Below are 15,482 nucleotides of genomic sequence, written 5' to 3'. Positions count from 1 at the left end.
TTCAGCTGGGGATAAAACCCCATCTGAATCAAGTTTCACTTGACAAAACCGAATGTTACTTAAATACACTCGGCTTTATATATACCTTGCTATTATTCAGCAGCAGGTTGATTTTTTATAGCATTATCCATTATAGTCTTACGATCTGATTCAGAAATTTTTGATAATGTAGAATTGATCTTAGCTGTTAAATCACTGCCTTTTTTCACGCCTACTGCTATTGCAACATCTTCTTCAGATGCCTTAAATCCATCTTTAAGTTCTATCATCTTGAAATTATTGCTATTAGATTCAGCACTAATTCCTTCTGGACGTTCTGAAACATATGCATCAATTACACCTGACTCAAGGGCAACTCTCATAGCAGAGAAATTATCCATAGCTGTTTGTTTTTGAACTCCAGCTATTTGATCTATAACAGAATAGTGAAAAGTATTTAATTGTGCAGTTACTTTAGCTCCACTAAAATCTTTTAATGAAGTAGCTCCATTATATTTTCCACCTTTCTTAACTACCATAACTAACTCTGATTTATAATAATTATCTGAAAAGTCTATTGTTTCTTTACGTTCTGCTGTTGGGGACATACCTGCTATAACTGCATCTATCTTTCCAGATTCTAATGCTGGTATTAATCCATCCCATTCTGTTTTAACTATAACTAGCTTTTTACCTAAATCGTCAGCAATTTTTTTAGCTATTTCTACATCATAGCCTCCTGCATATTCTGCAGCCCCATCAATTTTAACTCCCCCGTTAGAATCGTCTTTTTGAGTCCAGTTAAAAGGAGCATACCCAGCTTCCATTCCAACTTTAAAAGTATCTTCAGTTTTTGATGTATCAGAAGCTTTTGAGCCACATCCTGTAAATAAAAGTGTTGCTGATAAAACAGCTGATACTATTAATGATAATTTTTTCATTTTTTTGTTCCCCCTCATATTTTTAGCTTATATTATCTTTTTAAGTTATAAAAAAAGATCTGAGCTGAACTCAGATCGCAATAAACATAGTTGCTACTAGTTTCCCTCCACTTTTCCCTAAATGAGATAGCACAACTCAATAAACTGGGTGGCTTATTGAGACAGTCCTGCAGCTCTTAACTACAGACCCAGCAAATAATAATGAGATTATTATTTACTTCGGCGATATTTCCTTCTCTATAGCATCATTGCTTCTCAAACTCTTCTAAAGACTAATAAATACCGCGCCTCTACCCCACCATTAAAAGTGAGGTTTATTAAATTACATTATAAATGTACAATAATATATTATATATGTCAACAAAAGTGTTATATTTTTTTTAATTTTTTAGTGGAAATTCTAAAACGATTTTACATTATAAGAAAAGTGTAGCTGAAAAAATATAAATTTTATCTCTAAATGATTTTTTTATTCTTATAAATATATAACCCTACTAATCAATGCCATTAATTAGTAGGGTAAATTTATAAATTAAAATATTTTTATATTTATTTCTTTATCTCTGATCACTTATTACAGCAGAACTGTTATAGGTTGATAATGCTGAAGTAGGATCATATGGTGCACCAGTAGGAGTCCCAACTAGCAATGCAATATCAACGGCATTCTGTGGAATTCCCCATGAGTTTCCTGAGAAAACAAATATTGCTCTGTCTACAACAAATCCTCTAGTATTATAAGTCACATTATCTACAATATATCCTGTAGAATTTGGATTTAAATATGCTGGTTGTCTCATAAAGTAGAATATATTATTTTGAACTATCAGGTTAACTACATTTCCCTGAGTTAAAAATCCACGATTTACTACCCACCCTGTAGATGGTCCTGCCTGAGGTGGTCCATATATATAGTTATTTGTTAGCTTGTGATTAGTTCCTGCAAATTGTATAAACTCAACTGCATACGCCAAATCACTTGTAATAGTAAATCCATCTATTGTAACTCCACTTCCAGTAACAAGGAAAGGAATTACAGCTGCTTGTAATAAAACTATTGTATTAGGATATCCTTGCAATGTTACTCCTGATTTATTAACTGTAATTGTTGAAGTAACTGAATAAGTTCCTCCAAGAACATGAACTACACCTGTAGGTGATACTGCTGTAACACCTTGTTGAATAGTTCCAAATGGGCTTGCCTGAGTTCCATCTCCACCAACCGCACCAGCTTGAACATATACATCAAAAGGATTTGGTTGAACAGTTCCTGTTGCTCCGGTTGCCCCAGTTGATCCAGTTGCCCCAGTTGATCCAGTTGCTCCGGTTGCTCCGGTTGCTCCGGTTGCTCCGGTTGCTCCGGTTGCTCCTGTTGCTCCTGTTGCTCCTGTTGCTCCGGTTGATCCCGTTGCCCCAGTTGCTCCTGTGCCCCCTGTTGCTCCTCCAGCAGGTCCTGTTTCACCTATAGCTCCAGTCGGTCCTGTTGCTCCAGTTACTCCTGTTTCACCTATAGTACCAGTTGGACCTGTTGCTCCTGTTGCTCCAGTTTCACCTGTTACTCCTCCTGGTTCTCCGGTTGCTCCTGTTATTCCGGTTACTCCTGTTGCTCCAGTTACTCCAGTTGTTCCTGTTACTCCAGTTTCTCCAGTTGCTCCTGTTACTCCTGTTACTCCTGTTACTCCAGTTGCTCCAGTTACTCCTGTTGTTCCTGTTTCACCTGTCGCTCCTGTTACTCCTGTTGCTCCGGTTATTCCTGTTGCTCCGGTTACTCCAGTTGCTCCGGTTATTCCTGTTACTCCAGTTGTTCCCGTTACTCCTGTTACGCCTGTTACTCCTGTTACTCCTGTTACTCCAGTCGCTCCTGTTGTTCCTGTTACTCCTGTTACCCCAATTACTCCTGTTACTCCAGTCGCTCCAGTTATTCCAGTTGTTCCTGTTACTCCTGTTACTCCAGTTGATCCGGTTATTCCAGTACCACCTGTTGGACTAACAATATCATCTTCTACTATAACCATAGTTGCTTTTACTGGAACAGTAGAAGCTAAAATTGCTGTACCTGATCCAATATAGTCTAATGTCAGAGCAACAGGTGCTGCACTAACCTCTATAATGCCAAACCCTACTACTTCTCCTGTTTTAGTAGGCATATTACCTTCTAAAATATCTCCCTGTGAAGATACAGCTGCAAATATAACTGAATTTGGAGCAGTTGCAGTTTGAACTGCTACCCACCAATTAATAACGTACCTTCCTGCCTCATTGAATGTTATTACTCCTGTTACTGGGTTATAACTAACATTTCCTGCTGAATAAACAGTATTATCAAAAATAATGTTTGATCCAGATGCTATATTTTCTGCTACTAAAAGCTCTATCTGTAAAGCTATATTACTCATAAATTTCCTCCTTACATATAAAATCTAGCTTATGGTCTTATTTAACCTAAAGCTTGTCATTTTATAATATGTTTACAGCAATATCATAGTTACAATTGATGTATTTCAGTGTATTTTTATATACTTTTATGTATATAAATGTAAAAATATAGTAATTAGAGGAAAACATAACAGCTTATATATTCCAGAAAGGTATATTCCAAAAATCATTGTGAAAATTACAAACTTTATTTTCATATAAAAATGCCCCCTGGTCTAAATTATAAAATATATACCAGAGGGCAAAACATTACTTATTGTTCATTTTTAAGTCAATCGATTTATACTCCATACAGTCCCTGGAGCACCGCCTCCAAGGTTTATAGATACAGTTAAGCCATTTGCTTCATAGAATAGACCAATATTATCTCCTGCATTTAATTCAACTTCACCTGCTAATGTTACTGTTGCACTTCCTAATACAGCTCTTAAAGTTAGTAGTAATGCTATATTAACATTAAGAATTGGAAATAAACCTGAAACTAAATCAGTTGTCGTTGGTGCTGTTCGTCTAACTACAAGAGATGGATTTATTCCTGTGCCTAAAGATACACTTATTGCTGCAGTTGTAGCAAAATTAATTGTAGCACTTATAGAATATCTTCCAGTTGCAGGAACTGTATAAACTCCAGTTGATGGATTAAAACTTGCACTTGTAAAATAAGGATTAGTAACAGTCCATCCAGTTAATTGAGCACTTGCTGATGTTGCAAATGTTGGTAAGAAAGCTGCAAAGCCTTCTGTCAAAACAGATGTTCCTGTTGCTCCTGTTGCTCCTGTTGCTCCTGCTAATGCCATTGCTGTATAATCTGAAGAAGTATCTGGAGTTCCAGTTGGAGGTGCACTTGTAACCATATAAGTTCCTCCATTATAGGTTACGACCTGACCTACTGGATAACCTGGTGCTGCTGCTGGATCAAATTCCACCATTCCGTCAAGTCCAGCTCCTGCTGGTCCTGTTGCTCCTGTTACTCCTGTTTCACCAGTTGCTCCTGTTACCCCAGTTGCGCCTGTTACTCCAGTTGCTCCTGTTGTTCCAGTTGTTCCTGTTACCCCAGTTGCACCAGTTACTCCTGTTGCTCCGGTTGTTCCAGTTACTCCGGTTGCTCCTGTTTCACCAGTTACTCCTGTTACCCCAGTCGCTCCAGTTACTCCTGGTAATGCTAATGGTGTATAATCTGGTGATGTGTCTGGTGTTCCTGTAGGTGGAGCAGTATTAACTATATAGGTTCCTCCATTATAAGTTACTACTTGCCCTACTGGATAACCTGGTGCTGCTGCTGGATCAAATACTACTAATCCAGTAAGTCCAGCCCCTGTTACTCCGGTTGCCCCAGTTGCTCCGGTTGCTCCTGTCACTCCTGTTGCTCCAGTTACTCCTGTTTCACCAGTTACTCCTGTTGCTCCTGTTGCTCCTGTTTCACCAGTTGCTCCTGTTACTCCTGTTACTCCTGTTACTCCTGTTGCTCCAGTTACTCCTGTTGTTCCTGTTACCCCGGTTGCTCCTGTTACTCCAGTTGCTCCTGTTACCCCGGTTGCTCCAGTTGCTCCTGTTGCTCCTGTTTCACCAGTTGCTCCAGTTGCTCCTGTTACTCCAGTTGCTCCTGTTGCTCCAGTTGTTCCTGTTACCCCGGTTGCTCCTGTTGCTCCTCCTGTAGGACTAACTATATCATCCTCTATTATCACCATAGTAGCCTTTACAGGTACGGTAGATGCAAAAATTGCTGTTCCTGCTCCAATATAATTTAAATTTAAAGTAACTGGTGCTACAGTAACATCTACTATCCCAACACCTACTACTTCTCCTGTTTTAATTGGCATATTTCCTTCTAATATATCGCCTTGAGAAGATACTGCTGCAAATATAACTGAATTTGGAGTCGTAGCTGTCTGTACCGCTATCCACCAATCAAGTACATATCTTCCTGCTTCATTAAATGTTATTACACCTGTTGCTGCATTGTAACTAATATTTCCTGAAGAATATACTACACTGTCAAAGATAACGCTTGATCCAGATGCTACATTTCCATCTGCCAAACGTTCTATCTGTAAAGCTATATTACTCATCCATTTCCTCCTAGATAAGAATTAATTAAGTCATTAGCTAGTTTAATAACTTATCATTCTATAGTATGGATTTAAACTATTTATCGTGATAATTTTTTTGACTTTTTATGTCTATTAAAATCATTTTAGTAAAGAAAAATGTCTTAATGCATATTAAAAACTTATATACATTAAGACATAGTATTTGATTAGTTATAATTTAAAAATTGTTTTAAAAAACTTGAGCATTCTTTTCCCTGTTTTTTATATAGTTTATATTTATTAGTTAGTTTTCTATATTGCTCTAAATACCTATCTATTATTGATTGTTCTATTTTGTCATAATATTTGAGATTCTCACTATAATCTTCTTTTAAAATTGCAATCTGTAACTTGCTTTCTTCATAAAATTTATCTAGTTTCTCTAAGTTTGAATGAAAGTTATAATGAGTTATTATTTTAATGTTGTTACTATATGCATATTTCTTTTTATACTTTAATAAGTTGTCCTTGATTCTTTCACATATTTTATTCTTAGTCCCGAGATCAAAATTTACATATACGCTTATATCTCTATTTATTATTACTTTTATTATTTCATCAGTTAATAGAAATCCATTCGTTATTATATTTATATGATAATTTTCCCCTAGATTATCATGTATGTACAGTATCTTATTAAAATCCACTAGTGGATCTCCTCCATAGAAAACTAAATCATATTTTTCTATTTCATTTGAATAATACTCTAATATATTCTTAACATTCTTAACAATCTCTTTTTCGTCTACATTTATTTTTATGTGATTACCCTCAATGTTACAATTATTACAACTCAAACTGCACCTATCTGTAATATTAATCATAATTATAATAGTATTATCATTTAGAAAAACCTGTATTTTATTATCGAATTGAAAAAAATCCTTTGTTTTACTTTTAGGCTTAAATATCAAATTTTTAATATCTGTTATATATCTCTCTAAATGACTACAAATATTCAAATTAACTTCTTTATTGTTATAAGCACATTGATTATAATCTCCTTCATAATATGCATTAGAATTATTATATCTCATTTTATCTCTAAACCCTCTTAACATTATACTTTAAACTTCTGTGCTAACTCACTTAAGTCTTGGGAAACTTCAGCCTGAGCCTGTGAAGTCTTTGCTACATCTATTACTGCATCTGTTACTTCATTAATACTTAAAAGTATGTCATCAGTACTATTAGCTGACTCTTCAGCTGTAGCAGATACATTTTGAATAGCTCTATTTACCTGCTCTATAACTTCATTTATTTGATTTGCTGATATTGATATTTCTTTTGTAATACTATTTATTTGCTCTGCATCTTTTTCGTACTGTATACCGGTTTCTAGCAGTAAGTCGTAATTAGGTCTTACACTTGCTTCCATATAAACTAAGAAATCTTGTCCACTCTTAGATAAATTCTCAAAAGCATCTTGGACCTGCTTTACCATGCTTTGAATTCCATTTACAGCATCACCAGATTGCTCTGCTAATTTTCTAACCTCTTCAGCAACTACAGCAAACCCCTTTCCTTTTTCACCTGCTCTAGCTGCTTCTATTGCAGCATTTAACGCTAGTAGATTGGTTTGTTCGGCTATTGCTCCTATAGAGTCAGCCATTATTCTTACCTCTTCTACTACTTTTCCATCAGCTATAGCTTTTAATATGTTGTTTTTATTTTCGTTAAATATTATGTTTCCGTCATTAATATTTTTTTCAGCTCTTTGTTTTATCTTTTCAGCTCTTTGTTTTATTTGATCAACAGCTCTAAAAGCCTCATTACTTTTGTTTGCTAATTCATTAGTTGTTGCACCAATCTCTTCAGCTGAGGCACTAACTTCTTCAGTAGTTGCACTAAGATCTTGTATTCCCTTAGATATCTGATTTGTGGCTTCATTTACTACTTCCATCTTACTGGATACCTCTTCTGTAGTTGCAGATAATTCTTCACTTCCTGCACTTATCTCTGATGATCCATTTATAATTTCACTTATAAGAGTTTTAACATTATCCTTTGCTTTGTTTAATTCAACGGTTAGAATACCTATTTCATCCTTAGAATCCACATCTATATCCTTAGTTAAATCTCCTGCACCTAATGCTTTAGCAAACTCTACTACTTTAGAGAGTTTTTTAGCTATTGATAAAGATATTAATAAGCCTAATATAACAGCTAAAACAAATCCTACTCCTGTTATAACTAAGGCAGTTATCTTTGAAAGGTTAAAAATCCTAAGATTTTCATTGTTTGCATCTTCCGATTCATCAATATTCATCTGTATGATTTTATCAAACCCATCCTGTATTTCAGCTCTTGCCTTACTAATATCATTAACTGCTTTAGATGCTTCTCCATAATTTTCTTTTTTAGCATATTCTATGGCTTTTTCAACACCATCTTTATAAATTATTCTATTAGTTTGTATTTTATCAAAAGTTTCTTTTTCATTTGGATTCATTAAATTTTTTGAGTAATAATCTAATAACTCATCATTTTTACTAAATAAAGTTTTTATTTGACTCTCAAGTTCCTCATTAGTTTCTTTTTTATCATTTTGGTATACCATTTTTAATAAATTAGTTCTAATATCAGAAAAATTTGCATCGGCATCTGTAATTTTTAATACAGCACTAAGATTATAACTATATAGGCTTACTGCATTGTCATTTATTTTTCCCATACTATTTATACCCATAGCTCCTACTATACCTATAAATAATGCTACTATGATAAATAACGATACTATTTTTGGTGCAATTTTTAAGTTGTTAAACCACTTCATCATTTTTCCTCCCTGTTTTTTTACATTTATTTCTCTAATTTCTCTTTATAATTTTGATATACACAAAATAAATATTTTGTAGTGAAATATTGAATATTATTAAAATATATTTAATATAATTCAATTTTTTATCGTTAAAAAAATATTTATTACAAAAACTTTTAATAAATACTATAATTTCTTATAAAAGTTTGTATTGTATGTCATAATATGTTAAAATAAATCGTACAAAATATTTATAAAGTTGTATTTTCGTGTCAGCTGAAAATATATGGATAAATTTTTCAAAAAAAGGAATAGCTTATAAACTAATAGATAGTTTATAAGCTATTCCTTTTCCTTGTTAGATTTACAAAACTCTACTTTGAAACTGAGTTATTCATATACTCTATGTACTTATTTCCAAAAATCTCAAATTCATCTAATACGCTAATAAATTCTCTTCCTATTTCCGTAAGAGAATATTCAACTTTTGGAGGTACCTCTGGATATACATTTCTTTTTATCATTCCAGAATGTTCTAACTCTCTTAACTGTTTAGTCAAAGTTGCTTGCGTAACTTCTGGTAGTTTTCTTTTTAACTCTCCAAACCTAAGAGTTCCTTTTTCTAAATGGTGAATAATTAATATAACCCATTTTCCTGAAAAAACTTTCTGAACCGTTACATAAGGGCATCTTCCGAATAATTCTAAACTTTTATCCATTTCTCCTCCTAATAGTATTATATAAGATACTTACTATTGCAAAAACACGTACTTGCTATAAATAGACAAACAATATAATATATTTCTATAATATAATTTTATACTATAATATTGAGAGGAGCAATACTATGAACATAGCAGCACAATTTCTTTTTGATGCAAAAACTTTTTATTTAGCAACTAATGAAGGAGGACAACCTCGTGTACGCCCATTTGGAGCTGTAGCAGAATTTGATGGAAAAACTTACATTGCAACTAACAACAAGAAAAAGGTATTTGAACAAATACTAAAAAACCCTAAGGTTGAAATAAGTGCAATGTATAAAGGAAGATGGATTCGTTTAGCTGGAGAATTAGCTGTAGATTCTAGACAAGAAGCAAAAGAAGCTATGATAGAAACTAATCCTGCTTTAAAAAATATGTACAAAGCAGATGATGGCATTTTTGAAGTTCTTTATTTTACAGAAGGAACTGCATCTATTTGTTCTTTTAATGGAGAAACCGAAGAAGTAACTTTATAGGATATAAATAAAAGAACTAAGTATGGCTTAGTTCTTTTATTTATATAATTATTTAATTGTACTCTCTAAGTCTTCAGCTTTTTTAAGTACCATACTTTCTAAATCCTTTTTATATTTATCAACCGCATTATAAACTTTTTCATCAACAGTACCTAAAATTTGGGCTGCCAAAATCCCTGCATTTTTAGCTCCATTAATTGCAACAGTTGCAACTGGAACTCCTGGAGGCATTTGAACAACTGAATATAGTGAATCTACTCCATTTAATGTACTAGTTTTCACAGGAACTCCTACTACTGGTAGAGCTGTCATAGCTGCTACCATTCCTGGTAAGTGTGCTGCTCCACCTGCGCCTGCAATAATTACCTTTATTCCTCTGTCTTTTGCTTCTTTAGAATAACTGTATAGTTTATCTGGAGTTCTATGAGCAGAAACTATTGTCATTTCATAAGGTACTTCAAATTGTGTTAAAATTTCAGCGGCTTCCCTCATTACTGGTAGGTCTGAATCACTCCCCATTATTATACCTACTATTGGTTTCATAACTTTTCCCCTCTTTTCTAATACTTTATTTAGAAATAACTTTTATGTATTTACTTGCTTCTTGAGCTTTTTCTTTAGCCTGCTCTACAGTTTCCCCAACTGCTGTTAAATGCCCCATCTTTCTATGTGGCTTAGTCTCTGACTTGCCATATACATGAAGATAGGTTCCCCTAACTTTTAAGGCTTCATAAGCTCCCTCAACAAAAGTTTCTCCACTGTAGCCTGGTTCCCCTAATATATTTCTCATTACAGTTGGCATTATTAAATCAGCTTTTCCTAAAGGAAGCCCAACTATTGCTCTTATATGATTTTCAAACTGCGAGGTTATACATCCCTCTATTGTATAATGACCTGAATTATGAGGTCTTGGTGCAACCTCATTTACCAGTACCTCTTCATCCTCTGTTAAAAACATTTCAATACACAAGATGCCTGCAGTATCAAAAATCTTGCACACTTCTCTAGCTATATTTTTAGCTTTTTCTTCCACACTACTACTTATAGAAGCTGGTACTGAAGTTTCAAATAATATGCTGTCTTTATGTACATTTTCTGCTACTGGATATATAGCTATTTCTTTATCTCTACCTATACAACATAAAACTGATATCTCTTTTACGTAAGGAATATATTTTTCAAGATATAGTGGCATAATATCGCCCTTTAATTCTGTAAATGCTTTAATTATGTCCTCTTTCGTTTTTATAAGACTATTTCCTTTTCCGTCATACCCTCCTAATGCACTTTTCAGCATAGCTGGATATCCAAACTTTTCTAGTGCTAATTCTATATCGTGAACTTTTTTAATCTCTATAAAATCCCCTAATGGAATATTGTATTTTTGAAGTTCTTTTTTCTGATTATATTTGTTTTGAATTATTTTTAAACTGCTAGATTTAGGATAAACATTATACCCTTTTTCTTCTAGCTCTTTTAAAGCTTCTGTTGATATGTGTTCAAACTCACAGGTTAAAACATCTACCTTTTTTGCCAGTTCTAATAGTGCCTCTTTATCATCAAAACTTGCTACAATCTTTTCATTTGCTAAACAACTAGCAGGACAGTCTTCTGATGGGTCAAGTATAGCTGTGAAAATCCCCATTTTAGCGGCTTCATTTATCATCATCTTTCCTAATTGACCACCGCCTATTATTCCAACTCTTTTTGAAATAAAATCTTCGTTAATCATAAACTATTCCTTTCATATTTAAACATAATTAATAAATTCCGTTACAATTCATCTTAATTTTAACATGGAAAATTAATTAATACAATAATTATAGAAGTTTATTAAAACAACATTCGTATATATACGAATGTTGTTTGTGATTTAAGTGTTATAATTCTTAACTAGGTGTATTTTATTTCTTCCACTTTCTTTAGCGTTATATAGAGCCTCATCTGCAAATCTGTAGGCTTTTTCAAAATTTAATTCTCCAGCTCCTTCAAGAATAGATATCCCAAAACTTGAGGTTATCTTAATTATAGTATCCCCTACCTTAAACTCATTCTTCTCAATAACTTTTCTCAATGAGTCTACTCTTTCTTCAATGTTTTCCTTCTCCATATTGGAAATAAATATTATAAATTCTTCTCCTCCAAATCTAGCAACCAAATCATCAGAAGTAATATTTTCTTCTACTAGTTTTGCAAACTGCTTCAATATTTCATCTCCTACCGGATGTCCATATTTATCATTTATCTTTTTAAAAAAATCAATATCCATAACAACTATGTATGATTTACAAGTATTATACTTATCTATTAGGACCTTTTCTAACTGTTCTTTAAAATATCTCCTATTAGGTATTTCTGTTAATAAATCATAATTAGATAAGTATTGAAGTTTTTTGTTGCTTTCTTCAAGTTTCATATTTTTATGTAAGTGAGAAACTTGATTGTTATATACAAATTTAGCTAGAAAATACGCAGAAACAAAGAAAAATGCTCCATTCATTAGGTGAGAGAATAATATGTTTTTATCTTTCTGAAATACTATCATCTCTATGATAAAGGTTAAAAAACAGGTTATGTACATTATATTATTGTAAGGCTTTTTTATAATAATAACTAATCCACTATAGATTATATTAACCCCAAAGGCCACTATCTGACCGGTAGTAAATTGATCTAAGCCTGTAATTAAAGTTATACTTAGCAAAATAATTCCTAAAATAAAGTAGACACAATTTTCATAAAAACTTATACTTCTAGCTAGTTCTCCTTTAGTTACTATTCTAAAATATACTGCAAAATATAATCCCAGCACTGAAATAATTCCATGTAATATTAGGTATGAAGTATATATCCACTTATCTGTACTTTCTGAAGATCTTATGCCTGGTAAATCATGAAATATAATTATAAATATCTCCATAAGAGCTGTTATAGTTAGACCTATCACAAGCCTCTTCATATTAGTAATCGCTATTGATTTTCTAATTTCTCGTTCTTCTTTTTGACTTAAATCCATTGCTATATTCATTCGCAATTATTCTCCATTTTATGTATTTTAATTACTATTATATTACTATGAATTTTTTAATACAATGGAAACTACTTAATGCAAAAAACACCTAAGCCTCTCCCTAAGAACCTAGATGTTTTTATATTTTCTTATTCTATTTGTTTTTATCTATTTCAGTTACTATCTTTTCTAAAAGATCTTTCGTTTCGAAGTCCCCTCTTTGAGCTATCATTTCTATTGTTGCCATTGAAGACATTGTTTTAAAAAGTATTGGATTCTTAAGTTTACTGAATTTAGGAGAAAGATTAACTAAAAAATTCTTTATATATGGATATTTCTTTACTATCTCCCCTATATTACTATCTTTTGTTATTCCATATTCATTCTCTGGAAGTTCTTCTTCCTTAATATAGGATTCACTATCTTCCTTTTTCTTTGTGCCTTCATTAGTCCAAGATAAAAGTCTTTGAGTTCCAGTTAAGCTTCTTATCTTAGTAACATCCTGCATCATTTCTAATACGCCTTTGAAGTTACCTTCTTCATCTCTTACTGCATTATAAATAATATATATGAACTTTCCATTAATCTCTAGCCAGAATTCAGCTTCATCCTGTTCCCCTTCTCTAAAGGCTCTTATGATCTCCTCAACCATATGAACACTTTCTCTAGGATGACAGTTCTGTACCTCTCTACCTATGACCCCTGCACTTCTTGGGAATACTCTATGTTTAGTATCACTATAGAATTTAACTATTTCATTTTCATCAACATAAGATAGATCAACTTGAAGATGTTTAAAAATTAAATTTATCTGACTAAGAGTAAGTTTTCCTTGAGCAACATCTAAAACATCATTTTTAGATGAAGAATTAAGCATGCCATGCTTTTGAAGTACTGCCGCCATATCCTTCATAAAGTCATTTTCATTGCTTCCATTTAGATTACTCATAACATTACCCTCCTTATTTCCATAAGGTGCTGGTGTTTTAATTAGACAATATCCAATTTCATCATCACCTTTTCTCATCTTCACAAAGTCTTCATCTGAAAGTAAGTCCATTGAAGTTGGAAGTAATATCTCTTCTTCCTTAACCATCATGTCCTCAACCATTTCCATTACTTCTTCTTGAAGCTTTAAAAATTCCTGATCCTTATCTTCCTCTAAAAGGCCTCTAGATTTTCTTATTATTTCTTTAGTATTATTATCTAAAGTCCACATTACTTTTGATGGTTTATCAAATCCCTTACTCTCTAACGCTGGGAATAATTGATTTTGTTTTCTAGAAAAATGAATGCTTATTTTCGCTAGTTTATCATATAACTCTAACCATTGATTTTTGATAAACTTCTTGCCTAACTGTTTTTTCATTTTACTTAAAACTTCTCTTATAGCTGAAATCTCATCTAGATAAGTTTTAACAGGATGACCTGATGGTAAATCAAGTTTCTCACTTACTAATATTCCATCAAAAATCTCTAATATCTCATCCATTCTTTCTGCTAATAAATCATCTGATATTCCATACTTTTGAAGATATTGCTCGCATATAGCAAACTCTTGAGCAGTAATCTTTTCAAAAGAATCTTTCATAGTTTTCTTTGCTTCTTCTATAGATATATTACCCTTTATATAATCTAATTTTATCTCAATTATTTTATTAATCTTATCCTCATCTATATCTAGATTCTCTGTCATTTTTATCTTTTCTAATTTATCAATCGGATAAAAATAAGCATGATACTCTTCATCACTTACTTTTTCTACAAACTTATCAAACCCTTTTTCCTCCATCATTTTATACATAGGAAAAGGTTCAAAATCCTTAATTACATGTATTCCTTCATTTGGTTTTAATTCCTTAATAGCTTTAGTTACACAATCTCTAAAAGAGTCATGTTCTCCTCTGCCGTCTATAGTTACATAGTTAATATCTTTTTTCATGGTGTACCTCCCATTACATTAATAATTATATAAATTTTAATTGATAATCAATATCATTAATATAATGATAGCACTTACTTAAACTTAACTCTGTAACCATTGTTACGCTTATAGGAAATATTTTAAAAAAGTTTTAGCCGCTATAGATAATGGTATGCTCTTATGATAAGCCATTCCTATGCTTCTTTTAGGTATAGGAGGAGTTATTGGAATCTCCACAAGTTCTCCACTACCTAATTCCTTAAGTGTAAAGTCTTTTATAACAGCAGTTATACCTAAACCTATTTTAGAAAACTCCACTAATAAATCCATATTACTTATCTCAATTTCTGGCTGAACAAATATATTATTATTACTTAAATACTTATCTATAAATTTCCTTGTTATATTATCTTTTTCTAAAAACATCAGAGTCCCAACATTAAAAATATCATTTATATTTTCAATATTTAATGAATCTAGGTATTCCTTGTTAGCTACAAATATATCTTGAATTTCAACTAAATTTATATAATTAAAGAAATCTTCTTCTGGAGGTTCACTTACAAAGCAAATATCAACTTCTCCATATTTAAGAAGCTTCAAGGTTTCTAAGGTAGTCTTATTTATAAACTTTATCTCTATATTAGGATATTCTTTTATAAAATTTTTAAGCTTAGGTATAACAAAATGCTTGCATATAGTAGTACTTACCCCTATTTTTATGCTTCCTTGTTCCTTCATCTTAAATTTATCCAAAACAGTTTCCCCTAAAGAAATTTCATTTAAAGCTCTTTCTACATATTTATAAAAGACTTCTCCTTCTTTTGTAAGCTTAACCCCTCTAGAATTTCTGGAGAACATAGTTATTCCTAACACATCTTCTAGCTTTTTTATAGACTTACTTACTGCTGGCTGACTTATAAATAGTTCTTCAGCTGCTAAAGATATGTTTCCACACTTTGCTACCTTATAAAAAACTCTATATAATTCTAAATTGCTTTCCATTATATAACCTCCAGTTATACCAAACATAATTAATATATATTTCAATTATAAACCTAAATGTTATAAAATTACTATAAGCAATAAGTCAGCTAAAAA

At 32.2% G+C, this 15,482-nt stretch carries 12 protein-coding genes and 1 riboswitch; of the genes, 1 reads left to right on the top strand and 11 read right to left on the bottom strand.

The features are described from left to right. Nucleotides 1-92: 92 nt before the first annotated feature. The 6 genes from P8F83_RS21815 to P8F83_RS21790 form a co-directional block, all read right to left on the bottom strand. On the bottom strand, nt 93-920 hold the full coding sequence (locus P8F83_RS21815) for a transporter substrate-binding domain-containing protein (protein ID WP_326512654.1): 828 nt from the start codon (nt 918-920) through the stop codon (nt 93-95). 119 nt (nt 921-1,039) lie between these two features. After that, nucleotides 1,040-1,221, bottom strand: a riboswitch (Lysine riboswitch). A gap of 256 nt (nt 1,222-1,477) precedes the next feature. Further along, entirely contained in the window at nt 1,478-3,316 is a 1,839-nt protein-coding gene (locus P8F83_RS21810; RefSeq protein WP_326512653.1) for a collagen-like triple helix repeat-containing protein, read from the bottom strand. A 306-nt stretch (nt 3,317-3,622) separates the two neighbouring features. Then, nucleotides 3,623-5,425, bottom strand: a complete 1,803-nt coding sequence (locus P8F83_RS21805) for an exosporium protein (protein ID WP_326512652.1) — start codon at nt 5,423-5,425, stop codon at nt 3,623-3,625. 188 nt (nt 5,426-5,613) lie between these two features. Further along, nucleotides 5,614-6,507: a radical SAM protein gene (locus P8F83_RS21800; protein ID WP_326512651.1), complete on the bottom strand. Its 894-nt coding sequence runs from the start codon at nt 6,505-6,507 to the stop codon at nt 5,614-5,616. Next, on the bottom strand, nt 6,507-8,225 hold the full coding sequence (locus P8F83_RS21795) for a methyl-accepting chemotaxis protein (protein WP_326512650.1): 1,719 nt from the start codon (nt 8,223-8,225) through the stop codon (nt 6,507-6,509). Before P8F83_RS21795 ends, P8F83_RS21800 begins: the two co-directional genes overlap by 1 nt. A 356-nt stretch (nt 8,226-8,581) precedes the next feature. After that, nucleotides 8,582-8,926 carry a winged helix-turn-helix transcriptional regulator gene (locus P8F83_RS21790; RefSeq protein ID WP_326512649.1) on the bottom strand — a complete coding sequence of 115 codons (345 nt, stop codon included), beginning with the start codon at nt 8,924-8,926 and terminating at the stop codon, nt 8,582-8,584. A 128-nt stretch (nt 8,927-9,054) separates the two neighbouring features. Between P8F83_RS21790 and P8F83_RS21785 the strand changes: the two genes are divergently transcribed. Continuing rightward, a complete protein-coding gene (locus P8F83_RS21785; protein WP_326512648.1) occupies nt 9,055-9,447 on the top strand; it encodes a pyridoxamine 5'-phosphate oxidase family protein in 393 nt (130 codons plus the stop codon). 48 nt (nt 9,448-9,495) lie between these two features. On the opposite strand, the gene purE is transcribed toward P8F83_RS21785, so the two are convergent. The 5 genes from purE to P8F83_RS21760 all read right to left on the bottom strand — a co-directional run bounded on the left by purE (nt 9,496) and on the right by P8F83_RS21760 (nt 15,386). Next, on the bottom strand, nt 9,496-9,990 hold the full coding sequence (gene purE / locus P8F83_RS21780) for a 5-(carboxyamino)imidazole ribonucleotide mutase (RefSeq protein WP_238902136.1): 495 nt from the start codon (nt 9,988-9,990) through the stop codon (nt 9,496-9,498). Between the two features lie 25 nt (nt 9,991-10,015). Beyond that, a complete protein-coding gene (locus tag P8F83_RS21775; protein WP_326512647.1) occupies nt 10,016-11,179 on the bottom strand; it encodes a 5-(carboxyamino)imidazole ribonucleotide synthase in 1,164 nt (387 codons plus the stop codon). A 141-nt stretch (nt 11,180-11,320) separates the two neighbouring features. Next, complete coding sequence (locus P8F83_RS21770) at nt 11,321-12,475, bottom strand: GGDEF domain-containing protein (RefSeq protein ID WP_326512646.1); 1,155 nt, start codon at nt 12,473-12,475, stop codon at nt 11,321-11,323. A 136-nt stretch (nt 12,476-12,611) separates the two neighbouring features. Then, entirely contained in the window at nt 12,612-14,399 is a 1,788-nt protein-coding gene (locus P8F83_RS21765) for a PAS domain-containing protein (protein ID WP_326512645.1), read from the bottom strand. A gap of 108 nt (nt 14,400-14,507) precedes the next feature. Next, on the bottom strand, nt 14,508-15,386 hold the full coding sequence (locus tag P8F83_RS21760) for a LysR family transcriptional regulator (RefSeq protein ID WP_073019351.1): 879 nt from the start codon (nt 15,384-15,386) through the stop codon (nt 14,508-14,510). Between the last annotated feature and the right edge of the window lie 96 nt (nt 15,387-15,482).

Source organism: Clostridium intestinale (assembly GCF_035905475.1).
GTDB lineage: Bacteria > Bacillota > Clostridia > Clostridiales > Clostridiaceae > Clostridium_T > Clostridium_T intestinale.
The sequence above is the reverse complement of the archived record's forward strand: the minus strand, read 5'-3'. Positions and strand labels throughout refer to the sequence as shown.

Bases quoted from the DNA above. Each gene is read 5' to 3' on its own strand.
- P8F83_RS21815 (WP_326512654.1), bottom strand. From the start codon at position 920: ATGAAAAAATTATCATTAATAGTATCAGCTGTTTTATCAGCAACACTT.
- P8F83_RS21810 (WP_326512653.1), bottom strand. From the start codon at position 3,316: ATGAGTAATATAGCTTTACAGATAGAGCTTTTAGTAGCAGAAAATATA.
- P8F83_RS21805 (WP_326512652.1), bottom strand. From the start codon at position 5,425: ATGAGTAATATAGCTTTACAGATAGAACGTTTGGCAGATGGAAATGTA.
- P8F83_RS21800 (WP_326512651.1), bottom strand. From the start codon at position 6,507: ATGTTAAGAGGGTTTAGAGATAAAATGAGATATAATAATTCTAATGCA.
- P8F83_RS21795 (WP_326512650.1), bottom strand. From the start codon at position 8,225: ATGATGAAGTGGTTTAACAACTTAAAAATTGCACCAAAAATAGTATCG.
- P8F83_RS21790 (WP_326512649.1), bottom strand. From the start codon at position 8,926: ATGGATAAAAGTTTAGAATTATTCGGAAGATGCCCTTATGTAACGGTT.
- P8F83_RS21785 (WP_326512648.1), top strand. From the start codon at position 9,055: ATGAACATAGCAGCACAATTTCTTTTTGATGCAAAAACTTTTTATTTA.
- purE (WP_238902136.1), bottom strand. From the start codon at position 9,990: ATGAAACCAATAGTAGGTATAATAATGGGGAGTGATTCAGACCTACCA.
- P8F83_RS21775 (WP_326512647.1), bottom strand. From the start codon at position 11,179: ATGATTAACGAAGATTTTATTTCAAAAAGAGTTGGAATAATAGGCGGT.
- P8F83_RS21770 (WP_326512646.1), bottom strand. From the start codon at position 12,475: ATGAATATAGCAATGGATTTAAGTCAAAAAGAAGAACGAGAAATTAGA.
- P8F83_RS21765 (WP_326512645.1), bottom strand. From the start codon at position 14,399: ATGAAAAAAGATATTAACTATGTAACTATAGACGGCAGAGGAGAACAT.
- P8F83_RS21760 (WP_073019351.1), bottom strand. From the start codon at position 15,386: ATGGAAAGCAATTTAGAATTATATAGAGTTTTTTATAAGGTAGCAAAG.